The sequence below is a fragment of the Pseudoalteromonas distincta genome (assembly GCF_005877035.1).
GTDB lineage: Bacteria > Pseudomonadota > Gammaproteobacteria > Enterobacterales > Alteromonadaceae > Pseudoalteromonas > Pseudoalteromonas distincta.
Map to the genome: position 1 here is coordinate 123,614 of NZ_CP040559.1, position 25,335 is coordinate 148,948.

General features: G+C 37.5%; 18 protein-coding genes. 11 read left to right on the forward strand and 7 right to left on the reverse strand.

Annotation, left to right across the window (positions count from 1 at the left end):
* The first annotated feature begins 78 nt into the window (after window positions 1-78).
* Window positions 79-288 carry a PGPGW domain-containing protein gene (locus tag FFU37_RS17320; protein ID WP_039488918.1) on the forward strand — a complete coding sequence of 70 codons (210 nt, stop codon included), beginning with the start codon at window positions 79-81 and terminating at the stop codon, window positions 286-288.
* A 70-nt stretch (window positions 289-358) separates the two neighbouring features.
* Here the strand turns inward: FFU37_RS17320 and ppsA are convergent, their stop codons facing one another.
* The gene (ppsA, locus tag FFU37_RS17325) at window positions 359-2,734 is read right to left on the reverse strand and encodes a phosphoenolpyruvate synthase (protein ID WP_138490105.1); all 2,376 of its coding nucleotides are present in this window, start codon (window positions 2,732-2,734) and stop codon (window positions 359-361) included.
* Window positions 2,735-2,890: 156 nt separating this feature from the next.
* On the opposite strand from ppsA, the gene ppsR reads away from it, so the two are divergent.
* Complete coding sequence (gene ppsR, locus FFU37_RS17330; protein WP_138490106.1) at window positions 2,891-3,700, forward strand: posphoenolpyruvate synthetase regulatory kinase/phosphorylase PpsR; 810 nt, start codon at window positions 2,891-2,893, stop codon at window positions 3,698-3,700.
* A gap of 63 nt (window positions 3,701-3,763) precedes the next feature.
* On the opposite strand, the gene FFU37_RS17335 is transcribed toward ppsR, so the two are convergent.
* Window positions 3,764-5,113: a class II 3-deoxy-7-phosphoheptulonate synthase gene (locus FFU37_RS17335; protein ID WP_024596521.1), complete on the reverse strand. Its 1,350-nt coding sequence runs from the start codon at window positions 5,111-5,113 to the stop codon at window positions 3,764-3,766.
* 952 nt (window positions 5,114-6,065) lie between these two features.
* On the opposite strand from FFU37_RS17335, the gene FFU37_RS17340 reads away from it, so the two are divergent.
* A complete protein-coding gene (locus FFU37_RS17340) occupies window positions 6,066-6,941 on the forward strand; it encodes a DNA replication terminus site-binding protein (RefSeq protein WP_039488913.1) in 876 nt (291 codons plus the stop codon).
* A gap of 70 nt (window positions 6,942-7,011) precedes the next feature.
* On the opposite strand, the gene FFU37_RS17345 is transcribed toward FFU37_RS17340, so the two are convergent.
* Entirely contained in the window at window positions 7,012-8,226 is a 1,215-nt protein-coding gene (locus FFU37_RS17345; protein ID WP_024596523.1) for a hypothetical protein, read from the reverse strand.
* 773 nt (window positions 8,227-8,999) lie between these two features.
* Here FFU37_RS17345 and FFU37_RS17350 point away from each other — a divergent pair.
* The 6 genes from FFU37_RS17350 (at window position 9,000) to FFU37_RS17375 (ending at window position 19,403) form a co-directional block, all read left to right on the forward strand.
* Complete coding sequence (locus tag FFU37_RS17350) at window positions 9,000-10,238, forward strand: AAA family ATPase (protein ID WP_039488911.1); 1,239 nt, start codon at window positions 9,000-9,002, stop codon at window positions 10,236-10,238.
* Window positions 10,239-10,253: 15 nt separating this feature from the next.
* A complete protein-coding gene (locus tag FFU37_RS17355; RefSeq protein ID WP_138490107.1) occupies window positions 10,254-11,216 on the forward strand; it encodes a transcriptional regulator in 963 nt (320 codons plus the stop codon).
* A gap of 406 nt (window positions 11,217-11,622) precedes the next feature.
* The gene (locus FFU37_RS17360) at window positions 11,623-14,769 is read left to right on the forward strand and encodes a DEAD/DEAH box helicase (protein ID WP_138490108.1); all 3,147 of its coding nucleotides are present in this window, start codon (window positions 11,623-11,625) and stop codon (window positions 14,767-14,769) included.
* 876 nt (window positions 14,770-15,645) lie between these two features.
* The gene (locus FFU37_RS17365; RefSeq protein WP_039488906.1) at window positions 15,646-17,112 is read left to right on the forward strand and encodes a DNA recombination protein RmuC; all 1,467 of its coding nucleotides are present in this window, start codon (window positions 15,646-15,648) and stop codon (window positions 17,110-17,112) included.
* 316 nt (window positions 17,113-17,428) lie between these two features.
* The gene (locus FFU37_RS17370) at window positions 17,429-17,620 is read left to right on the forward strand and encodes a DUF3185 family protein (RefSeq protein WP_024596528.1); all 192 of its coding nucleotides are present in this window, start codon (window positions 17,429-17,431) and stop codon (window positions 17,618-17,620) included.
* 616 nt (window positions 17,621-18,236) lie between these two features.
* Window positions 18,237-19,403 (forward strand): aldo/keto reductase, encoded by a 1,167-nt coding sequence (locus FFU37_RS17375; RefSeq protein WP_138490109.1) that lies wholly within the window; start codon window positions 18,237-18,239, stop codon window positions 19,401-19,403.
* A 472-nt stretch (window positions 19,404-19,875) separates the two neighbouring features.
* Here the strand turns inward: FFU37_RS17375 and FFU37_RS17380 are convergent, their stop codons facing one another.
* The 3 genes from FFU37_RS17380 to FFU37_RS17390 form a co-directional block, all read right to left on the reverse strand.
* Window positions 19,876-20,748 carry a nuclear transport factor 2 family protein gene (locus FFU37_RS17380; RefSeq protein WP_138490110.1) on the reverse strand — a complete coding sequence of 291 codons (873 nt, stop codon included), beginning with the start codon at window positions 20,746-20,748 and terminating at the stop codon, window positions 19,876-19,878.
* Between the two features lie 118 nt (window positions 20,749-20,866).
* Window positions 20,867-21,745, reverse strand: a complete 879-nt coding sequence (locus tag FFU37_RS17385; protein ID WP_138490111.1) for an AraC family transcriptional regulator — start codon at window positions 21,743-21,745, stop codon at window positions 20,867-20,869.
* 62 nt (window positions 21,746-21,807) lie between these two features.
* Entirely contained in the window at window positions 21,808-22,227 is a 420-nt protein-coding gene (locus tag FFU37_RS17390; RefSeq protein ID WP_138490112.1) for a PACE efflux transporter, read from the reverse strand.
* Between the two features lie 90 nt (window positions 22,228-22,317).
* Between FFU37_RS17390 and FFU37_RS17395 the strand changes: the two genes are divergently transcribed.
* Window positions 22,318-23,193 carry a LysR family transcriptional regulator gene (locus FFU37_RS17395; protein WP_002959257.1) on the forward strand — a complete coding sequence of 292 codons (876 nt, stop codon included), beginning with the start codon at window positions 22,318-22,320 and terminating at the stop codon, window positions 23,191-23,193.
* 121 nt (window positions 23,194-23,314) lie between these two features.
* Window positions 23,315-24,322, forward strand: a complete 1,008-nt coding sequence (locus FFU37_RS17400) for a zinc-binding alcohol dehydrogenase family protein (RefSeq protein ID WP_002959255.1) — start codon at window positions 23,315-23,317, stop codon at window positions 24,320-24,322.
* 65 nt (window positions 24,323-24,387) lie between these two features.
* Here FFU37_RS17400 and FFU37_RS17405 read toward each other — a convergent pair whose 3' ends face one another.
* Complete coding sequence (locus FFU37_RS17405; protein ID WP_002959254.1) at window positions 24,388-25,335, reverse strand: LysR family transcriptional regulator; 948 nt, start codon at window positions 25,333-25,335, stop codon at window positions 24,388-24,390.

The following is a 25,335-nucleotide window of genomic DNA, read 5'->3' on the forward strand; positions in this document are numbered from 1 at the left end:
ACAGTTTGTAACACTCTTTTAGTCGATTTTAATGCAGCTTAAATTATACTCAAGTTAACGAGTAATGAGGTGTGTTATATGAAAAAATTACTATTACAGATCAGTGGCGTGCTATTTATTTTGCTAGGATTATTTTTTGCGATTGTTCCTGGCCCATCGCTTATATTTTTTATGGCGGGTTTATTGTGTTTTTCGTTTTACTACCCTAAAGCGCGACATTACTTATCACTTTGTCAAAAGGCGTTAACTAAATCATGTGCTTATTTAGATAAAAAATTAGCCCGTTAACTTACTTTTAATTGGGTATAAAAAAATGCCAGCAATACATTGCTGGCATTTTTTATAGCTTACCTATTTATTACTTTGCTAATTTTTTAGCTAGGTATAACCATGTTTCTATTACTGTGTCTGGGTTTAGTGAAACAGAGTCAATGCCCTGCTCTACTAACCATGCTGCAAAGTCTTCGTGATCTGAAGGACCTTGACCACAAATACCTACGTACTTGCCTTTTTCTTTAGCTGTTTTAATTGCCATAGAAAGTAGTTTTTTAATTGCTGGGTTACGCTCATCAAATAAATGTGCGATTAAACCTGAATCACGATCAAGACCAAGCGTTAACTGTGTTAAATCGTTAGAGCCGATAGAAAAACCATCAAACATTTCTAAAAATTCATCAGCAAGTAATGCATTTGAAGGCAGCTCACACATCATGATTACTTTAAGACCATTTTCACCACGTTTAAGGCCATGCTCTTCTAGTAATTCAATTACGCGTTTACCTTCTTCAAGGGTACGTACGAATGGGATCATGATTTCAATGTTTGCCATATCCATGTCGTTTCTTACGCGTTTTATAGCTTCACATTCTAGTGCAAAACAATCGCGGAAGTCTTCAGAGATATAACGTGCGGCGCCACGAAAACCAATCATTGGGTTTTCTTCTTCTGGCTCGTATTGCTGGCCACCAACTAGGTTTGCGTATTCGTTTGATTTAAAATCAGACATACGCACAATTACACGCTCCGGTGCAAAAGCACAACCAAGCGTTGAAATACCTTCAACCAGTTTTGTTATGTAAAACTCTACTGGTGATTCGTAACCGGCAATCATGTCAGTAATTTCTGCTTTTAATGCATCTGTTTGCGCATCAAAATTTAATAACGCTTTAGGGTGAACGCCAATCATACGGTTGATAATAAATTCAACTCGCGCAAGGCCAACACCTGCATGCGGTAAGCGTGCAAAGTCAAAGGCGCGATCGGGGTTACCCACGTTCATCATTACTTTCATTGGTAGTTCTGGCATTTTATCAACGCGTGACGTTAGTATTTCAAAATCTAAAATACCTTCGTAAATGAAGCCGGTATCGCCTTCGGCGCACGATACTGTTACTTCTTGTCCCGCTTTAATTAAATCAGTTGCATTACCACAACCAACAACTGCTGGAATACCAAGTTCGCGTGCAATTATTGCCGCGTGACACGTACGGCCACCACGATTTGTAACAATAGCTGCTGCACGTTTCATGATTGGTTCCCAATCAGGGTCGGTCATATCGGTAACTAAAATATCGCCTACTTGTACCTGATCCATTTCTTTGATTGAATCAAGAACACGTACAACACCGCTACCAATTTTGTGACCAATTGCACGGCCTTCAACAAGTACATTACTTGTGCCATTTAATTGAAAACGTTCCATTACGTTTGAGTCTTCGTTTGAGCGGACAGTTTCTGGACGTGCTTGAACTATATATAGTTTGCCGTCGTTTCCGTCTTTTGCCCATTCGATGTCCATAGGACGACCGTAATGTTTTTCAATGATTACAGCTTGTTTGGCAAGATCTTGCACTTCTTCATCTGTAATCGAAAATTTATTAGAAAGCTCAGGGTCAACATTAACGATGTCTACTTGCTTACCATGTGCTTTATCTTCTGAGTAAATCATTTGTATGGCTTTAGAGCCGATATTACGACGTACTACTGAAGGTTTATTTTTAAGGAGTGTTGGTTTATGAACATAAAATTCATCAGGGTTAACCGCGCCCTGTACAACCATTTCACCTAAGCCGTAGCTTGATGTAATAAATACAACGTCTTCAAAACCAGACTCTGTATCAATACTAAACATTACGCCAGATGCTGATTTATCTGAACGTACCATGCGCTGTATACCTGCTGATAACGCTACACCACGGTGATCGTAACCTTGGTGAACACGATATGAGATTGCGCGGTCATTAAATAATGAAGCAAATACGTGTTTAATAGCGACCATGACTGAATCGATACCGACAACGTTAAGGAAAGTTTCTTGTTGGCCTGCGAATGATGCATCTGGCATATCTTCAGCGGTAGCTGATGAACGTACTGCAAATGAAACATCTGCTGCAGTATCGCCATGGAGTTGGCTATATGCGTCGCGAATGGCTTGATCTAGGTTTGGTTGGAATGGTGTGTCGATTATCCATTGGCGGATATCGGCACCGACTTTAGCGAGTGTATTTACATCATCAACATCAAGTGTATCTAGGATGTCATGAATTTTGGCGGTGAGTCCTGATTGATCTAGAAACTCATTAAAAGCATCTGCGGTAGTTGCAAAACCACCCGGTACTTGTACACCAGCGTTTGCGAGGTTTGAAATCATTTCGCCAAGTGACGCGTTTTTACCGCCAACTCGAGGAACATCTTGCATACCAAGCTCTTGATACCAGAGAACGTATTCTTGCACGGATCTTTCTCCAAAAAAACAAATTGTAGGTCTAACTGTGAGAGTTAAGAAAGAAAACCTTTTATAAAGGTCATCATCATTCTACACTGGCAACAGTCCTCACGTAAACCGTGGGAAACCCATTTTAGGGATTTAAACGCAATAAAAAGGTTAATTATGAGAACTGCTTTTTATATATCAGATGGAACAGCGATTACTTCAGAGGTGTTTGGGCATGCGACTTTGTCATTGTTTCCTATCGATTTTAATCATAAAACAATTCCATTTGTAGAAACTGAAGAAAAAGCGCACGAAATTAAAGCTTTAATTAATGCAACCGCTGCAAAAACAGGTGAAAAGCCTTTCGTGTTTTTTACTTTTGTGAATCACAATTTAAGTGAAATTATAAAATCGGCTAATGCAGTTACGTATGATTTTTTAACTACGTATAGTGAAAAAATCGAAAAAGAACTCAATGTAGCTCCTGTTCCAAAAATGCATCGTACGCATTCTATCCACGAAAAAAGTTATGATTTTAGAATTGATGCGGTTAACTATGCTCTTATGAATGATGATGGCGGAAATATTAAAAACTTTTCCGAAGCAGACATCATTTTAATTGGCGTTAGCAGAAGTGGTAAAACACCGACAAGCTTATACTTAGCACTGCAGTACGGCATTAAAGCGGCTAACTACCCTATTACAGAAGAAGATTTAGATAATGAAGGTTTGCCTAAATGTTTAGTTCCTTATAAACATAAGTTATTTGGGCTGACGATTGACCCTGAGAGGCTTGCGGCTATAAGGCATCGACGTATGGCTAACTCTAAGTATGCTTCAATTAAACAGTGCCGTATTGAGGTGCGCGAAGTGGAAATGTTGTATAAGCGTCACAAAATAGCTTACTTTAATTCTACGCATCATTCTGTTGAAGAAATATCTGCAAAAATACTGATAGAAACAGATTTAGAGCGACGTAAGTACTAACTTACTCATCAAATTTGAAATAAAAAAACCGCAACTAAGCGGTTTTTTTAGTATCAATAAATATTATTTACGTGCGTCTTTTAGTAAATCAGCGACTAAAAAGCCTAACTCTAATACTTGGTCGGCGTTAAGGCGTGGATCACACTGTGTTTTGTAACGCTGTGCTAAGTCATCGTCAGATAAACCGTAAGCACCGCCTGTACATTCTGTTACGTGCTGACCAGTCATTTCTAGGTGAACACCACCTGCGTATGAACCTTCAGCTTTGTGTACAGCGAAGAACTGACTGATCTCGCGCATGATATTATCGAAGTTACGCGTTTTGTAACCTGAAGTCGCTTTTTCAGTATTACCGTGCATTGGATCTGAGCTCCAAATTACTTTACGGCCTTCTTGTTGAACTCTTCTTACTAGTGCTGGGAGTTTTTCTGGCAGTACGTCTGCACCCATACGCGTAATTAGCGTTAAACGACCAGGAATATTATCTGGGTTTAATGCGTCAATTAAACGAATCAGGTCATCTGGGTCCATACCTGGGCCAACTTTAACACCAATTGGGTTTTTAATGCCTTTAAAGAATTCAATATGTGCATGGTCTAGTTGGCGTGTACGTTCACCAATCCAAACAAAGTGAGCAGAACAATCGTACCAATCACCCGATAAATGGTCGCGACGTGTTAGTGCCTCTTCGTAACCAAGTAATAAAGCTTCGTGAGAAGTGTATAAATCGGTTTCTTTTAAGCTTGGCGCAATTGTAGAGTTAATTCCGCACACTTCCATAAACTCTAGTGCGTCTTGAATTTTATCTGCAAGTTGTTGGTATTTTTCTTTAAGTGGATTTGCAGCAACAAAGCCCATGTTCCAGCGGTTAACCTGGTGAAGATCGGCTAGGCCACCTTGTGCAAATGCACGTAATAAGTTTAACGTAGCAGCACTATGATGGTATGCAGTCATTAAACGTTGTGGGTCTGGAATGCGCGCTTCTTCTGTAAACTCAATATTATTGATGATGTCGCCACGGTAAGATGGTAAAGACACGCCATTAATTGTTTCTAAGTCTGCTGAACGAGGTTTAGCGTATTGACCAGCCATACGCGCTATTTTAACTACAGGGCATTTACCGCCGTAAGTTAATACAACAGCCATTTGTAAAATTGTTTTGAATGTATCGCGAATATTAGCGGCATTAAAATCGCTAAACGACTCGGCACAGTCACCACCTTGAAGTAAAAATGCACGACCTTCGCACACGTCTTCAAGTTGTTTGAATAGGCTTCTTGTTTCTTCTGCAAAAACTAGAGGCGGAGCCGTTTTTAATTGGCCTTCAACTGATTTAAGTATTTCTTGATCTGGGTACTGTGGCTGCTGCAGTATTGGCAGCTCTCTCCAGCTATTTGGGTTCCACGATGACATAATTTTTCCTCATTCCTACATTACCTGATAAGAAGAAATTAACGTATGCAGACCCCTATGTTCAAGGACTAAATTCACTATTTTCCAATTATTTAGTTATGAGTTAAGTATAAAAGTAATTTTACTTAACTCAGGTGGTTATATAACAATCACTTTAGTTTTATTTCAAATAGACTAAAGTGATTTAAAACATACAATTAGAGTTAATTAGTTTCAATTTTAACACATTGAGAATAAATAAGGCACAAGGGTATATTATATGTATTTTACTTAAGAACACATCATACTTAAATTGCATTAAATGTAATCTTAACTTTACGTGCTGAATTAATTATTAACTGACAGGGGCTATGTGCAGGCCTAAATATATGATATGGGATTTTGTGTTGCTCATTTATATGCACTTTAAACCTAGTAGAATAGCGCTGTTGATTATTCTGATGCCAGAATATACTTACAACTGACACGAGGTTAATCTGCTGATTCACCACGCATCTTCCCACCCTGCCGCCAGCGTTATTTAGCAACTTGTGATAACTAAAAACTTAACTGCCAGTGATGCCTTAAATGGCTCTCATGTAAAAAGCATGTACGACATGCTGAGCTTTTGGATGATAAACCCATAGTTAAACACGTTATAATATTAATCACTAATTAGAGAAACAACCAAAACCAAAACTATTATTTAGAACTTAACCGCACCAAGTTCATTTTACATCCCCATTTATTACACTACATGGGCAATTAAGCTCTGAACGGACTAGCTCTTTAATCAATAAGACAGTACTAGATTACAGGAATAAGTAGAACTATTTACCTACAAAAGAACACATCATACTCATTCTGCTTTGCATATTATCTGAACACCGAGCGTAATTTTATTAAATATTTACTCAATGTAAAGTGCATGCAATAATATGGGGTTTGTAAGATGTGTTCTTTGAGGTGTGCCGTGGTTACTAAAGTGCAAATTAGGAGTCAGTTTGATTTAATGAACGAATTAACTTTAAGGTTAATTGAGGAATTAAATGAATGTGAGTTTTCCAGAGCAGAGTACTATCAGTTACCTGATGTAAGTAGTTTAGATGAAAATAAGGTTCCTGAGTCCATACTTGTCTCTAAAATAACTGGAGCGCCGGCTCAAAAGGCAATTTTAAACTCCTTTTCTGACATTTATAAAAAATCGGGCTTAAGCAGTCGCGTGTTAAAAAGGCACCCTGGTTTACTTGTTATTAAAAATGCAGATAAACAAGCTTTAAATAATCGTATAGCACAAGTTAACAAAGCTAAAGCTAGTTTCAAAGAGTGTATATTGGCAATTGATAATAACGATGCCCGATTTGAGGCTGTTCATAATGCAATACCAAATTTAATAACACTTGCTGCTTATCGTAAGATTCACAGTGAGAGCGAATCACCATTTTCCGTTAGGTTTACTTGGATGCACAAGCACGCAACTAAAACGTTGACTAAAAAAATGGCCCTCGAAATGCTCGACAAATCGGCCAGTTATCGAAATCCAAGAATGATAGATCAACAAAAATGGCAATCACTTGTAGCTCAAGAACAATTACGGGTTGCTAGTTTAGGTGAAAAGGAAAAATTAAGAATTCGTCGCCCTACTCGCGTAAGCCCTCAAGTTAATGTGAGATACACAGCACAAAACCGCTATCATGTGAGCGCCGCATTACCATTTATTCTGATTAATCCAGAACCAGACGTTAAACTAGGTATCTTACCTGATTATAAAAAACCCGAAGCTCATCCTCGAAAACGTGAGTATGATTTTTTAGTTGATAGGCTATATTTAGAACAAGTTGACCGATAGCTATTATGTTAAAAAGGCCACAATATGTGGCCTTTTTACTAAATATGTACAGTATTTAAAATAACGTTTATTATTTTTCTACTATCTCTTCTATTTTATCTTCATCGATTAACACTGCATTTTCAACAATACGTTTACCGCCTTGAATCTCAATGCGTTTGTTGTGTTTGTTCAATGTAAGTATTTCATCGCAAAACTGATCAGAGGGGTGCATTTCGTATGTGTAATCAATAATGTTACCAGTTTTGTCATCTTTGACGTTTGTAATGCTGTATTCTGATATAGCACCTTTTTCAATCAAATCTTTCATTGTGGTGGTCATATCACGACGAAGCGCTTTTAATTTATTTTCCGTAATATCATCAGTTGAATAAATAGATCCGTATTTTTCCATAATAGAAAGTAATCTAAAATGATACGTTTTACCTGGAGCTGCATAACGCCAAAGGTGATACAAACGAAGCATCATCCAACGCGACAATCCCCGTTTTAATTCTTGTGCACTATTAAAGTAATATCCTTTGTATTCAAGGTTATCAATCATGTTATGAACGAACGCATTTAAACAGGCCACACACTTTACATTACCACCTTGACCTTTTTTGCCACTAAAGTGAAGTGACGATAAAAAGTTCATATTTGACTCGTAAAACGAATCATCTATATCGGAGTTTTTAGTATCGGTTGCTGAATATTTAAATGAAAGTTTAGAACCTTGCAATGCTTCAAGTGACTCTTTAATTGCAGGATATGGCATTGACTGCCCTACCGCTTTGAGCTCTTGCGCTAATTCGTTCATAGAAAAAACAACTGCGTATTGAATACCGGACTTAAAATTAATTTTAACTATTTTGCCTTTAGAAGCTAAACGAATAAGTGCTCGTTCTACTTTTTCTTCTCTGTCTGATGGCCAAACAAGATACTCAATATCTTCACCATCTTTACGAGTACTGACAACAGCAGGGGTAATTTTTATCTCACCATCGTATAAAATACCATCTACTTTCTCTGATATTTTACGCGTAATGATTGTTTTTTTAGGCGCTTCTTCAAGTGGCAATTTTTTATAGCCCGAGCGTACAAAGCGTCCCCACAAATCATAATGATTAAACGTGTTTGAATATGCACGTAAACCATGAGCTGCATTTTCAATAGAAATTCGCACGTCTTTGTTGTCTGTAAATAGTGCTAAACTTTCGTTATCAATTGCACTTTCCACCCCGTGGATTTGGCCCCTGAGTGTATCGGGCAAATTATCTACCGAGATGTTGACCTTTCGGCTCATTGTTCTTATTTCCATTTTTATTGCGACATCTAATAACAACACATTAAACAACAAAAGTTAAATGTTTAAGTTAGTATAAAAGTGATCTGACTTTAAATAAAACGTTTAGATCACTATTATACTAAGTAATGTATATAACTTGCGATTTCAGATCATATTTTTACTAACTGGGTCATCACAAATCTGTTTTTTACTAACTCAGCTGTTATTTTGTCCATCACAATGGCTTTATTTTAAAATTTAGCACGACAAATTCATAATAAAATTAATATCCCTGTGGATAAAGGCTTATCGAGTTAGCATAGATCTGATCTGTACCAAGTACAGATCAGATCTATACTAATTAAACGAACCTATTGACGCTAAGGTTAGTGCATAACTTTATAATTTACTTAGTAAAAAATTGATCTCAAGGGCTTTTTTTGTTCATAACCTTATGCGCAACCTGTGCATAACTTGATTTAAAAAAGAAGGCTTAGTAAAAAGGTGATCTGCAGGTAGATAAAGATCTGATCTTAACCAAGTATAACGCTGATCTGCTTTTTTTTATATTGTTTATATTAATCATAATGTTATGTGTTAATTTAAGGCCCTTAACCTTTACTACCTTATATATTTAACCACCTTTAAACTTCTTTATTTATACTAAGCAATATTAAAGGTGTAAAAGTATTTTTAAATGTCTTCTTTTTAAAATGCATGTCGTCTTAAATAGTTGTTTACAGCAATTTGAATGGACATTATACTAACTGCCTAACTTTGAGGAAGAAAGTATGTCTATCAATAATAATGCGTTAAGTACCTACCGGCTTTTAAAAGCAACTGCCGAAGTAGCTGAAAAATCATTAGAAGGTCGTATTCAGCACTATCGTGCTCATCTTAAATCAGAAGAAAAAGAATTAAGAACTTATACGCAAAAAGCAGCTGCCGATTTATTAGGTTGTAATAATCGTACTTTAAAAAGACGTCATGACAACGGTGACTTTGATGATTTAAACATAAAACGCGGCGCCAATGGTCATTATGCTTACACATTAGTAAACATTTTTGCTATGGCTGATATTATGGATATTAAACCAGATCATCGTACTGGTGATGACAAACTGCAAGTTATTGTCATTAATTCTCTCAAAGGTGGCTGTGGCAAAACAACCAGCATGGTTAATATTGCAGCAGCGCTGGCAACTACAAATATTAAGCGCTATCGCATTGGTATAATTGATTTAGATCCTCAAGGTTCTTCTTCAAGCTTTTTTCCTTCAAGCGAGCATGACCCAATTACTGTTGGTGATTTAATGCGTGATTGTATAGATTTAGATGAGGGCGAAACATGGCCTGAATTTGTTTCAAACTCATTTTTATCAACGCACATCCCAAATATTCGTGTACTACCATCAGGTATGGACGATTTTTATTTTGAGCACGAAACTGCAACATTACTCAAAGACACCTCAAATTATGAGCAAACTCGTCATTACCATAAGTTACTTGAAAAAGTAATTGAGCCTGTTAAAGACGAGTTTGATATTATATTAATAGATACAGCTCCAACTCTTAACTTTATGTTTTATAATGCATTAATGGCTTCTACTGCGATGCTTATCCCTGTTCATCCAGAAGCTGTAGACTTTGATGCTAATAATAAATATTTAAAACGACTAGGTGAGATTTACCATACCGTTGCGGCACTTGGCCATGAGGGATGGGACTTTATGCAGTTTTTAGTGACTAACTATGTAAAAGGTAATCACTCACAGCGCGATATTGTTAAAGATGTTCGTAGTGCATTTGGTCGCCAAGTTATGAGTTACCCAATCAACCACAGCTCGGCGATTACTGCTAGCTCTTCGTCTTTCAATACTATTTTTGATCAAAAAGCATCAGACAGCTTAGCAAGCCGTGAATCACTAATGCGCGCTCAAGAAAATATTAAAGATGTGGTCGATGAGCTAGAAATGCTTATTCGTTCAAATTGGCAGTCAACTCAATCAACACTCAATACCCCTAAGTAAGGATGTTAAATAAAAATGGCTAAAAAACGTAAAAATGACACCCGCTTAGATCCTTTTGCAACAGCTGTAGGAAGTAGTAGCCTTGACGCATTACTTGAACAAGCAAATGCTGGTGATGTAATTCGCATGCCAGCACCGAGCGATCCTGAGCGCCAAATTACACTTGTTTGCAAAGTGATCGCACACGCTGACATTGAATCTACAACAGGTGTGTACGGTAAAAATCGCCGTGTACAAGCACTTCTTAACGAAAAGTCAGTATCGGATATTCTACCTGCCATTGCAGAGGATGGCCGTAATCAGCACCCTGCGTTACTTTGGGATCAGGGTGATAAAAGCCTAGTTTTAGCAGGTTCTCGCCGTCGTATGGCCTGTATTTTAGGCAACGCTGATTATTTAGTACTTAGTTCAAGTGACTTTACTGAGCAAGACGCTAAAATTTTAGCTGTATCTTCAGATCAATATATCGCTCCAAGTTTATGGGAGCTGGGACAAGCTTACCAGCAAACTAAAAATGAGCTTATTGAACAAGGTAGAAAAGGATCTTACAGAGAGATTGCTGCAATTGAAGGTGTATCACACACCGCCATTGCTGATGCTGTTAAAGCGTATGAACAAATACCTGCTGAAGTTATTGCACTCTACCCTACTGCGAATCACGTGGGTCGCGAAGTGGCTAAAAAGCTCATGAGCGCAAAGGAGAGAGACCAAGAGGCGTTTAATCAACTTGTTAGTGACCTAGCTAGTGATGAAGAGCTAAACGCCATTACAAGTGACGACAAGCGTGCAATGGCAATCACCAAATGCCTAACTGCTGAGCCTCAAGCTGCTGTTAAGCGTGAAGCTGTACTTGAAAATAAGTTTGTATCGGTACAACGCAATTTAAAAAGTGGTGATGTGTCTATCAAAATCGACAATAAAGTGATGACAGACAAACGCTTAGAACAATTAACTAAGCTATTAAGTGCCTTTAATTAGTTAGTTAAATAATGATCTGTCAGACATGTCTACTTAGTTAAATACTGATCTGACAGATTGTTTTGTTAGTAAAAATCTGATCTTTACTAGCCTAATCCTACCTTAAATAATCATATTTCCTCTTCAAGATCACTTTTTTACTAACTAATCGCCCCCTTTTAGCTATTTGCTCTTGGTTAATTATTATTGTTAGTAAAATTGTGATCTATAACGTGTCGTTTAATCTTTATATTTGTATGTAGTGCCTAATATTTTGCGAAATTTTATACTCATTTTTACCTATAAACCGATTTTTTACTAAGCTATCAGCTCCAACCAGTTTATATCTTGTTAATAGTGCTTTAGCTCAGAGCACATAAGGCATATACTGGCAGAATTATTTTTAAAATTTAATGCTTAGAGTGACATGTCTGCTAACTTATCAAAAAATGATTTAATGGCTATTTTTGAAGAAATTAAAAATGAGCAGGCTACCCAGTTTCCTCTTTCTGAACGCTTTATTAAAAAACTTTTCCGCGAAAATGTCTTAGATAAAGGCAAAGAGTACTACAAGAAAGGTCAAATCACCTGGCTAGAGCATACCCCTAATTTTTCTGTTGTAGACTCTACCGTGCAAGTGGATAACGGATCATCATTTAACCAACGTATTGAGATCAGTAAAGTACCAACTGGTTATTCTGTTGATACACACTGTACGTGTAATGCAAAAACCAAATGCCGACATTTAGCTGCTATTTTGTTTAAGCTTAAAATAGAGCACTCGGGTGAATACGGTGAAGATTACTTCATTAATGATTGGTTTAGTGAATTAAGCGCTCTTAAAAGTAGTGATCAGCATACACCGTCGCAAGTATTATTATTTGTATTAGATATTGAAAATAACAAAGTATTTTTAACACCTAAAATAGCTAATTTTGAGACTAAAAAAAATTATACGTTAGGCCGAAACCTCACAGAGCAACAGTTAAATAGTTTCGTAACGCCAAATGATTTACTCGAAAGTGATTTTAGATTATTTAGCTGGATACGTTCACAAAATGCAGTAGGAAGTATTGAGCTAAAAGGCCAATGGGGCTTTAGTGCCCTACAACAATTGATAGCTACTGAACGCTTGTTTTTTCAGCGCTCTCGCGTGCCAATTAAAGCGCAATCTGGCCAAGCATTGAGTTTTAGTTGGGAGCAAGATAAAGATCTATCACAATTAGTTATTAAGCTCGAGCAAACCCAAAACTGGGCTTTATTAAAAACAACACCGCCTACTTACCTCGATTTAGATCATTTAAAAGCGGGTCGTCTTCGTACACCATTGAGTGCAGACGAAATAGCGCATTTACAAACTATGCCTGCTTTGCATGACGCTAATTTTGACAGAATATATAAACAACTTGCAGATAACTTTGGCGCTGGTGTTATACCGCACCCTACAAACTTGCAGCCAACGTTACCTAAGCTATCTAGTAATGCTGTTTTAAAAGTAACAATGGGCGAGCAAGGTTTATCACTTTCGCTGTTATTTAAGTATAAAAATAAAAACTATTTAGCTGGTTCTGCCCCAGCAAGTACTATAAATAGCGCATTTGAAAACACCGTAACTAACGAGCTAATCAATCTGGGGTTTGAATTTTGTAAAGGGGGTTTACAAAGTGAGCTTGTATTTACAAAGCAATCTCCTATCCATTTGCATTGGCTAATATACGAAGTATTCCCAGGCTTTAAGCAGCGTGGTTGGCAAGTCAGTGTAAGTAAAGTAACAAGCCCTAATCCACAGTGTGAAGTGAGTTTACATGTACACCGTGCAGCAGGGCATCAAATGCACTGCAAAGTATTGTTGTGTGACGCAAAAGCAGCGCTGTTGTTTACTAATGCTGATTCGCTTTATCAGTCATTGAATCGCCAAAGTGAACTGTTTTATTACTACCCGCTTGGTCGTCAATTTGGGGTTATTAATAAGTCTGCCATTAACTTATTAAACGAATTTAAAGAACGCTTTGAATTTGTAAAAACACGTGACGAATTTAATATTCCGCTTTCGTATTTACCTGAACTAGTAAAGCACACAGCTATTAACGTAGAGCTTCACGACGATTCACTTGAGCTATATTTACAAGAGTTAAATAATACCGATAAGGCAATGCCTAAGGTTTCATTACATGGCTTAAATGACTCAGTAACACTTCGTGAGTATCAACAGCAAGGCGTTGATTGGCTTAGCTTTTTAAAACGTCATCAATTAGGTGGTATTTTAGCTGACGACATGGGGTTGGGTAAAACACTCCAAGTTATTGCATTTTTAGCGAGTACATTTAACCGCCCTCAAGCAGGCCCTACACTTATAGTGTGCCCAACTAGCTTGGTGAGTAATTGGAAAAACGAAATTACTAAGTTTGCTAAAAGTTTAAAAGTAACCACTATTTTTGGATCAAACCGTAACGATCCTTTACAACACTTAGCACAAGCGCAATGCATTCTTACTACATACCCGCTTTTAAAGCGTGATATTGCATATTATTCGCCATTATATTTTGAAAATATTATCCTCGATGAAGCACAATACATTAAAAACGATACCGCACAGGTCTCACGATTAGTTAAACGCTTAAATGCCGACTTTAAACTTTGTTTAAGTGGTACTCCAATCGAGAATAATTTACTTGAGCTTAAATCGTTACTCGATTTTGCTATGCCATCGTTACTTGGGTCTCAAGCGCACTTTAAGCAGCACTTTCAAACGCCTATTGAGCGTGAAGCTGATATGCAGAGGGCTGAGCAGTTAAAAGCGTTAATTATGCCCTTTATAATGCGCCGCACTAAAGCACAAGTAGCGCAAGAGTTACCTGAAAAAACAGAGCTTACAAAAGAGTTTGAGTTTGAGCCTAAGCAAAAAGAAATGTACCAAGGCATTACACGTTCATTAGAAGAGAAGCTAATAGACTTATTTGCCGAACAAGGCGCACAAAAAAGTAAGCTTGCATTTTTAGAGGCGCTTTTAAAGTTAAGGCAAATTTGTTGCCACCCTAAATTAATAGAACCAGATACTCAAGCAGGCTCTGCTAAGCTTGAATGGTTAACAACACACTTACCGCTTATGCTAAGCCTGGGTCGTAAGATTATTATATTTAGTCAGTTTACATCGGCTCTCGATTTAATAGCCCAACGCCTTGAAGAAATAAACATTAACTTTAGTATGCTTACAGGGCAAACGCGTCAACGAGATAAAGTAATCGACGAGTTTACCAGTGGTAAAACATCCGTGTTTTTAATTAGCTTAAAAGCCGGTGGAACAGGCCTTAACTTAACACAAGCAGATACCGTTATTCATTTTGATCCATGGTGGAATCCCGCAGTAGAAAAGCAAGCGACTGATAGAGCCTACCGTATTGGCCAAACTAATCCTGTATTTGTTTATAAGCTCATAATGAGTAACTCAATAGAGCAAAAAGTATTTAAAATGCAGCAAGACAAGCAAGCCCTTGTTGATGCATTATTTACTGATAAATCAATGAGCTTTACAAAGTTTGATGAGCAGCAAATGTTGTCATTAATTAAAAACTAAAAAAGATCTAAAAAGTTTTGATCTTTTTATGAACTTAATTAAAAAGCGGACGTCTATCATTATGCTTGTTGATTAATTGCAGTTAACACAAGCATCATGTTGATTTCCCATTTAGTTACTAATTTTAGTAATGATTGAGCCAGCCCATTTTGAGTTGGCTTTTTTTATGTCTAAAATTTAGCGTGCAGCACTTATTTTAAAAGTTTTTATTTTTTTATGAACTTAATTCAAAAAGACGCGTCTACTATTATGCTTGTTGATTAATTGCAGTTAATACAAGTTTTCATGTTGATTCCCTATTTAGTTACTAATTTTAGTAATGATTGAGCCAGCCCATTTTGAGTTGGCTTTTTTTATGTCTAAAACTTAGCGTTGAGCACTTATTTTAAAAGTTTTTATTTTTTTTGAACTTAATTAAAAAAGACGCGTCTACTATTATGCTTGTTGATTAATTGCAGTTAATACAAGTTTTCATGTTGATTCCCCCTATTTAGTTACTAATTTTAGTAATGATTGAGCCAGTTCATTTTGAACTGGCTTTTTTTATGCCCATAATTTGATTTATTTAAATCAACCCGAATAAAAATAAATGATCTTCCGCAAATTAATTTGAATTAATTATTTTGTTATCCGGTCTACTCTAATGCCTGTTGTTATATAGCCTCACCTAATAATATTAGTTATTTTGGTGATTATGTATTTAAGTTGCAGCTTGCTCGGGCAGATGTTGATTATCCCTTTGATTACTTAACTTAGTAATATTTGACCAGCTTATTTTAAGCTGGTTTTTTTATGGCTGTAATTTCTTAACTCCCCTACTTCTGTTGTTGGTTATTGGTTATGATGGCATGTCTCTAAATTTTATAAGTTTATTTTATGCTCACTCAAGTACTCACTAATATTGATTGGCTAAGCGCTGGTGCTGGTGTTGCTTTAGGCGCCCTATTTTACGGCGCTGTATCAACACGGCTTCGCAAAAAACTACATCTACAAATAAGCGAACAGCAGCAACAGCTTTCCCTGTTACAAAACCAATTTGATAATAAAGAGCTGCAATACAGCGCCTTGCTAGAAGATCATGAACTGCTAGAACATACCCACCAAGAGCAGCGCGATGAAGCGCAGCATTTTAAAACGCGTTTTAGCGAACAAGAAAAACAAAGCATTCAATACAATCATTTTTGGCGTAAAGCCGAAGGCGAGCTGACAGCGCTTCGTGAACAATATAATCAGCGCGATGTTGAATATAATAATATGCGCACTACCCTTGAGCAAAAACAGCAAAACTTTAGCGAGCAACTCGCGCAAATTGAGCAAAGTAAAAATACGCTCAAAAAAGAGTTTGAAAACCTAGCCAATAAAATTCTAGAAGAAAAATCACAAAGCTTTAAAACCTTAAATCAAGAAAGCATTGAGCAATTATTAAAACCAGTTCAAGGCGAGCTAAAAGGCTTTAGAGAAAAAATGGAATCAATGCACGTTGAAGACATAAAACAACGGACTGCGCTTAAAACCGAGCTACTGCATTTGCAAGCTAAAAGCCAAGCTATAACAGATCAAGCCGACAAGCTCAGTAACGCCCTACAAGGGCAAAAGAAAACCCAAGGTAACTGGGGCGAGCTTATGCTCGAAAATGTGTTAGATAGTGCTGGCTTACGTGCAGGGGTTGATTATAAGCGCGAAGTGTCGTTTAACACTGAAGATGGCCGCTTGCGCCCTGATGTAGTTGTGTACTTACCACAAGGTCGCCACTTAGTTATTGATGCTAAAACATCATTAAATGCCTATACACGCTACGTGAACGCTGAAAATGAGCTAGATGCTAATCAAGCAATTAAAGAGCATGTAAACGCCGTTACAGCGCGTATTAATGAACTTGCGAGTAAATCGTACGACCGTTTGCCAGGTATAAACTCGCCAGAAGTGGTGGTTATGTTTGTACCAATAGAATCAGCTTTTGTAGAAGCACTCAAATATCAAAGCGATATTTACCAACAAGCAATCGAAAAAAATATACTGGTAGCTACACCCACTACCCTGCTTACTAGTTTAAATATTGTTAAACAGCTTTGGCGTTTTGAAGAGCAAACCAAATATTCAAAAGAGCTGGCAAGTCGAGCGGAGCGTTTTTATAACAAGCTCAATGGTTTTTTATTGAGTATGGAAGGCGTAGGTAAGCAGCTTGATAAAGCGAAAGAAAGTTATGATAAAGCATTTTCGCAGTTATACCGTGGTAAAGGTAATTTAATTAAACAAGCATCAGAGTTTAAAGAGCTAGGTGTGTCGGTACAAAAAGAGCTACCTAGTGAGAGCGTAGAACGTGCTCAATTAGAATTAGATTAGGGTCTGTTGATCTTTCAAGGTTAAATTTGCAGCAGTCTGTTTGGTATTTAGGCAAGGTAGAGCCTATGTAGTGTGGTTATTCCCCATAAATGGGCGATAACGTAGCATTAATGCCAAACAGGCGCAGCCCAAAGGGTTCTTTCTAGGGGCTATTTACTCTTTGTTGCTCGGTTTTTACTTAGCCCACTAGGTTACAAACCTCGCGCCGCGATTAAATAGCCCCTAGTTTGAACAAATTTTAATCCGCAAAGATCAACAGACCCTAACCCTGATTTATTTTTATTTAGTTTATGTAAGTTAAACCTTAAGGGTATTTATGAATAATAAGATTGTAGGAATTGTTTTAATCGTTATAGGTATCGCTTTAATTATGTGGGGATACGACGTGTATGATGCGGCGGCTTCGCAGCTTAGCCGTGCATTTAGTGGCGACACACCAATAGAAGCATGGGCGGGTATTATTGGCGGTGCTATCTGTGTGTTAATTGGTATTAAAAAGCTCAAGTAACCTGAACTTGAATAATAGATCTATTTAAGCAGCTATTTTCAGCGCTAATTACGTTGAATTTAGTTGTAATAGGCTTCACTGCACAGTGTTACTTGGCAAGATAAAACTCTTACAGGGCTTGCCAGTAATTGCATTGTGAAAGAGACAAATAGGCCGTGTATTGCAAGGCAAACCTTCAATAATAAACGCTTCAGTATTATTTACCCCAATTATTTCAACTACGCTCGGTTAAATTAGCTAAGTGTTGCCGCAATCGCTTTGCTAGTGAGATTATTTGTGCATCTTTAATTTATTACGATTTTGTCTACTTATTTGTACACATCTAATAAATGTAACCATTTTGTGTTGTATAAATGAGTATTAAAGCGTGCACCAATTTGGAAGTATGCTTTTTTATCAAGCTATTAAAATGCACTGTTTTGTACATTTAAAAGGACTATACGAGTAAAGAAAATAATCAGTTTTAAATGTTAATTCAAATGTCTGTTCAGCGTTTGTTAATTTAACTATCTTATTGATAGTATTGATATTTATTGTCTTCTTGTTGCTTGAATTTGGTTGTTATTTATACTAGCTTATAACGTAGATATTTAACCTACTCAAGGAGAATAGTCACATGGTATCTCGCAGAAATTTTATTAAAGCAGGGGCTGCTTTAAGTTTAGGCTCTATTTTTAGTGCTTCAGCTTTGGCTGAGCAATTAAAGGTAAAAATGTCTAACGGCAGTGTTATGCAAACTAAAGGATCAATAGATAAAAGCGCTGCTCTACCCACAAACGATGTTACTAACGCTAAGCATTACCGGCCGGAATCAAGAATGGGCTTGGGCGGCCTTGCCGCTGGGAATGGCTTTAATACTATATCAAGCGATACAGAAATTTTAACAATGCTAAATGCAGCATGGGATTCTGGTATTCGTCATTTTGATACGTCACCTTTTTACGGTTTGAGTTTAAGCGAAAGGCGCTTCGGTGATTTACTTCGAAATAAAAAGCGTGAAGATTATGTTTTATCCTCAAAAGTAGGCCGCCTTCTTACCCCTTCAGCAGAGCCTTTAGAAAATAGTTGGCATTGGGCTGATCACTCACCGTTTCATTATAAGTATGATTATTCAGCATCAGGCACGCGCCGTTCAATAGAAGATACTTTGCATCGTATTGGAGTAGCTTCACTCGATATTGTCTATATTCACGACTTATCACCACAAAACAGCGATATGGGAGATGACTGGCTTAAGTATTTTGATCAAGCGGCTAAAGGTGCTATTCCTGAGCTGACTAAAATGCGTGATGAAGGAATAATTAAAGGCTGGGGTTTTGGAGTAAATACACCTCATGCTGTTTATAAAGCGCTTGATATGTCAGACCCAGATATTTGCTTACTAGCGCTGCAGTATTCAATTTTAGATCACAAGCAGGCACTTGATAAAACCTTTCCTATGCTTGATAAACGAGGTATTTCAGCAGTCATTGGTGCGCCGCTCAATGGTGGTTTTTTAGCCGGTCGTAATCGCTTTAATTACTCGCCTAAAATTCCAGGGCCTATGCAGCAAAAGTTTAATGCAATAAGCGACATTGCATCTAAACATGGGATTGATATTAAAACAGCTGCACTGCAATTCGCAGAGGCGCCTTCAACGGTATCCTCAATTATTCCTGGCGCACGCACGGCAGAGCAAATTAAAGCTAATGTAGCTTCAATGAAAGTTACCATACCAAGCGAATTTTGGAGTGAGTTGAAATCTAAACAGCTTATTGCCCAAAACGCCCCCATACCTGCATAACAAAATAGGTGTGCCATTTGCTTGGCACACTTATTCATAGCTAATATATGGTTTATTTTTAAGCAACGCTTCTCGCGTGAGCAAGCTATACATCTTGTGTCTCGATAAATAATAGACACAAGGCGCAGAGCTAATAGGCAGGAAAAATCTACCGATTACACTACCTCAAGCAGTAAAATATTTTATATAACAGCTCGTAACCTTATAAACCAAATGAACATCTCAGTGAGTATGTTAAAAGAGGATTGTTTAGTTGTGGTTGGCCAAAAGCATTATTACGTGCCTATTACATATTACGCATATCGGTATCATGCTGCGTTTCACCCCTGGCGGCCAGAGCGTCTGGAATAAATTAAAAGAGCTAAATGTATAACGCAAAAAGTTACTGTAAACCCCCATTACAGTTAGCCGGTAAACTGTAAAAGAGTAAATTAGCCCTACTTAATAAATTAAGTAGGGCTAATTGGTTTAATTAAAAACCAAATTTACCGTTGCTGTTCTGCCATTGTGCTTTTGCAGGAATAGTTTCAATAGTGTCCCAGTGTTCTACAATTTTGCCATTTTCTACACGGAATAAATCATAAAACGATACATGCTTATTCATAAATGTACCTTCGTTTACTGCTAAAACAAAGTTACCTTGGCCTAAAATAATATGGTTTTTGCTTACTATCATTGGCATGTTTAACTTAGCGAGTTCACCAAGCGCTTTACCTAAGCCGCTTAAATCGTCTGCAATTGCAGAGTTGTGCTGAATATACTCGCCTTTTTCACTGCTAATAAAGTCATTGATTTTAGCCATGTTGCCGTTAATTAAAATGGTATTTACAAAGCCTTTAACTAGCGCTTTATTCGCTTTTGTTTTACTCAAATCGGTGATCGCTGTTGCGCCATCTAACTGCGTACGGCCACTTGGATTTACAGGTGTAATGGCTTGTAAGTTATCCCAGTGTTCTATAATTTTACCGTTTTCAAACTTAAAAATATCAAAGCCAACTTTCGGACCAAAAAAGTTATATTCAGTATGTGTAACTGTGTAGTTACCATCAGAAAAAGCGCGTTTCACTTGCGCTTTTGCGCTGCCTTTAGGTAATTGCTGGAGTACTTCACCAAAACCTGCAAGGCCATCTTTAACGGCTAAATTATGCTGTGTGTATTGAGTTGGGTTTATATGGCTAATGGCTTTGGCATCGCCTGTTTCTATGCTTGAAATAACTGCAACCGCTTTATCGGTATTACTAAGTGTAGTTTGTTCAGATGTGGTTTTTTGTACACTTGCACATGCAGTTAAGCTAATAACTGCAGTCGCTAACACACTGCGAGTAAGTAGTGATAATGGTTTCATTGTAATGCCCTTAATTATTGGTATGCAGGCATTTTATGTAATATTTATAATGTGCAGTAGAGTGTAAGTTGGCGCTAAAATGGTAAAAATCGAACCCCGCCAATCTAAGCTAAGTCGGCTATAAAATAGTGGCACTATGGCGTACTTGAAACTGACTCGGTGTAGCTCCTGTTTGTTTTTTAAAATATTTTACAAAGTTGCTAGCATCTTCAAAACCAAAATCGTAAGCGAGTTTTTGTGTTGTTACATTGCTTATTATTAAGCGGCGTTTTATTTCTATTAAGGTAAACGCGTCAATCATTTGCTTTGCTGTAAGGCCGGTACTTAATTTACAAATACTATTAAGGGTTTTGTAGGTTGTATGCAGCTTGTTTGCATACCAGTTAGCATCGCGAATAGTTAGAAAATGGCTCTGTAGCAACTTATAAAAAGTACCCAGTTTAATGCTTTGCTCTGGGTTGATATTATCATGACGCAGTTCTGGGCGTAGCCTATGCAATCCTAAAGCCAGCGCGCTAAATAAATACATAACAATGAGTGGGTCTGATTGCGGGTGTGCAATTTCTATTTCCATTTCGTTTATGGCATTTATTACCCGCGCTTGGCTATGTTTATTTAGCGTAAGTAATGGCGTATGTTGTTGGTTTAAATGGGTTGGTGTGTAATTTGGTAAGCGCATATTGGTATGCACGCGGTCTAAAAATGTTTGCGTAAACAATATAACATACCCTGTTGGTTGCTTACTAAAGTCGAATGCGTGCACTTGGTCGGGTTGCAAAAAAATAAGTGTGTTTGGCTCAAATGAATATTGTGTAAAATCAACCATGTGCTTTCCATTGCCCTGTTCTATATAAATAATCATATAAAACGAGACTCGATGCGGCATTTGCGGGTCGTGAGAAATTATATCTCGCTCGTACAAATTACTAAGAGGCAATATTTCAAGCTCAGCTTGCGCTGACTTATCATGGTTAAAACCAATGTTAGGAATATCCATTCGGGCTTATTTTTATGTGTTTTATAAAGTGTATGTGAGTTAGCTTTAGCTTATCAAGCGCATTATGATTTATTAACCCATTTTTTGTAAGGCTGATGCTTATCGTACAGTACATTAAAAATATATGTGTATATGAGTATAAACACTAAAAAGCCAGCTTCTAATGCTGTAGCGGCTAGCCATGTAATATTTAAATACCAAGCAAGTATTGGCAACGTTATAACCACCATACCCAGCTCAAAGCCACATGCATGAGTAACACGAGTTAGTAAGCTGCGATCTTTTCGGTTATGTCCTGCTATTTTATCAAACACTATGTTGTAAATGTAGTTCCACAACATGGCAAAAATTGATAAACCAATGCCTACTATTGCCATTTTTCCTGTTGCAAACCCACCAAAATAAACTGATGCAGGTACAACAAAAAATAATGCAATCATCTCAAATATTAGGGCCTGAAAAATACGTTCTGCTGTGTTCATATACAAATAACTTCTTAAGTTGATGACGATGGCTGTATTTTCATTCATTATAAAGATATGTGTTAGTTACTTAGTATCGGGAAAAGCGATATGTTTAGTATTGAACAACTTCAGGCATTTGTGGCTACCGTTGAAGCTGGATCGTTTTCAGCTGCTGCGCGCGGTTTAAGTAAAGCGCAGTCGGTAATAAGCCAGCATATTATTAATTTAGAAATAGACTGTAATGCGACATTATTTGAGCGCACAGGGCGCTATCCACAATTAACCGAAGCCGGTAAACAGTTACTACCCCAGGCTAAGGCCGTGCTTAATCAACACCAGCGATTAACAAACTCTGCATTAGCACTAAACGAAAAAACACCAACCGAAATCACTATCGCACTTGACGAAGGGATCCCGTTTAAAACTATCGCGAGTATTATTAGCAAGCTGCAAAGTAAGTATCCTTACGTATCGCTTGAGTTTTTAAGTGCATCCAGCCATGACATAATTGACATGCTAAACAGCGAAAAGCTTATAACGGGTATTATTTTTAGTGAATTAAATATACCGAGTTACTTAGACTATGAATGTATTGGAACGGTAAAATTTGATTTATATGTTGCTAAGTCGCACCCTTTAGCGGGGATCAGATGTGAGAATATGGATGGTCTTCGGCTACATAGACAACTTCTTCTTCGTTCGCGCAATACACAAACAAGCAGCTTTCAGCTAAAAATTAGCCCAGAGATTTGGTATGCCGATAATTACTTTGTATTACTCGAGCTAGCAATACAAGGTAACGGGTGGTGCTTATTACCAAACCATGTAGCTCTAGATGCAGTACAAAGTGGTGAGCTGGTTAAACTTCCTCTTGAGTTTGAAGAAATGGGTTGGTTGGCTAATGTTGATGTATTACAGCATCAGCGGCATAGTAATCAAAAAGTGTTTAAAGCGCTTCGAAGTGTATTACGAGGGCTGTTATAAAATTTCTATTGTGGAATATTATTTCCATAATGATTGGGTTTTTTACCTCTTTTTTAACTGTGTCAATAAAGCCAAAATAGCGTCATTAACACAGCGTATTAAACGACGAGAGGCAAAACACATGAAAGCAATTGGATATCAACAAAACTTACCTGTTTCAAACGAGCTATCACTTCAAGACATTGAACTTGAAATGCCAACAGCACACGGCCACGATATTTTAGTGGAAGTAAAAGCAGTATCTGTTAATCCGGCTGATTTTAAAATTCGTGAATCAATGCCAGCGCCAGAAGGCGAATACAAAGTACTTGGCTTTGATGCTACAGGCGTTGTTAAATCTGTTGGCGAAAATGTGTCTTTATTTAAACCTGGCGACAAAGTTTGGTATGCCGGCGATGTAACGCGTTCAGGTAGTAATACACAGTTTCAATTAGTTGATGAGCGTATTGTAGGTAAAATGCCAACGACGTTATCTAACTTTGAAGCCGCAGCGCTTCCTCTTACTAGCCTTACCGCATGGGAGTTGTTGTTTGATAGATTAAACGTAGCTGAAAATGATGATTCTAAAAGTATTTTAGTGATTGGTGCTGCCGGCGGTGTAGGCTCAATTATGGTGCAATTGTTAAAGCAGCGCACTAAGCTTAAAATTATTGCTACAGCGTCTCGCGCCGAAACCACGTCGTGGTTAGAGGATTTAGGTGCCGATACTATTATTAATCACCGTAATTTATTAAGTGAAGAGTTTGCAGCTAAAAATTTAGGTGAAGTAGATTATGTCGTTAGTTTAAATAACACTGCTCAACACTTGCCTGAAATAGTTAAAGTGATTAAGCCACAAGGTAAGTTTGCACTGATTGACGACCCTGAAACACTTGATATTGTGCCATTCAAAACCAAATGTGTGTCGGTACATTGGGAGCTTATGTTTACTCGTTCATTATTTAAAACAGACGATATGCAAGAGCAACACGTTATTTTAAATAACGTAGCGACGATGATTGACGAAGGCCTGATTAAAACAACATTTGGTGAGCATTTAGGCACTATTAACGCCGTTAATTTACGTAAAGCGCATCAGCATCTTGAAACGCAAACGGCTAAAGGTAAAGTTGTTTTAGAGGGCTTTTAAATAACCACTTTATAAGTATATTTTGAGTACATAAAAAAGCCCCTAACGGGGCTTTTTTATATCTGCTATTTGTATAACTGTTTGTAATTAGGCATATGTTCAACCCAAAATGGCGGTGTACCAATATACTCTTGCACGGTTTTAATAAACTCACTTACCAATGGGGTTTGTTTACGATGAGGGTAAAGCGCGTAAATACCTGTGCCCATAGTTGATAGTTTATAATTAGTTAAAAGCGGCACAAGGCCCATTTTATCAATAGGTTCTTCTAGATTAAATAAATCGAGCATTACATACCCAAGCCCTGCTTTTACTGCATCGACCATAGCGCGTACATCACTCACTTTGTAATTGCCTTTCATTTTATGTATTTTTTGCTCATCACCATGAGGCTCAGTGCTTAACTTAATTTGGTCGAGACTTACATCGCCATTGCCATAAATAATAGCGGGTAAGGCTAATAAATCTTCTGGCGTGCTTGGCATTCCGTGCTTTTTTATAAAATCATGTGATGCAACAAGCGCAAAGTGCATATTAGCAATTTTTCTAGCCATTAAATTAGAGTCGTTTAGTTTGCCTATTCTAAAGGCTAAATCGTAATGATCGGCAATAATATCGTTACGCTTATCGTCAAGCATCAAGGTTATTTTTACCTCAGGATACTTTTGCATAAATATATTAATAGCGGGCTGAATATACTGCTGACCAAAAAACATACCGGAGGTAATGCGCAAAATACCTTTTGGCTTTGCCTGATACGAGTCGGCTATGCTATGGATATCAGAAAGTGTATCGATAAGAATATGCGCTTGCGTTAAAATTTCCTCTCCTGCTGAGGTGAGCGAAAACGAGCGCGTAGAACGATTTAACAATTGCACACCTAAACTGGTTTCGAGTTTTTTAATTTGTTTAGACAGCGACGAATTATCCATATCATGCAGTGCTGCGGCTTTGGCAAATGAGCCTTTTTGCACTACATCTACAAATAACGTTAATTGATTAGTTATCGACAT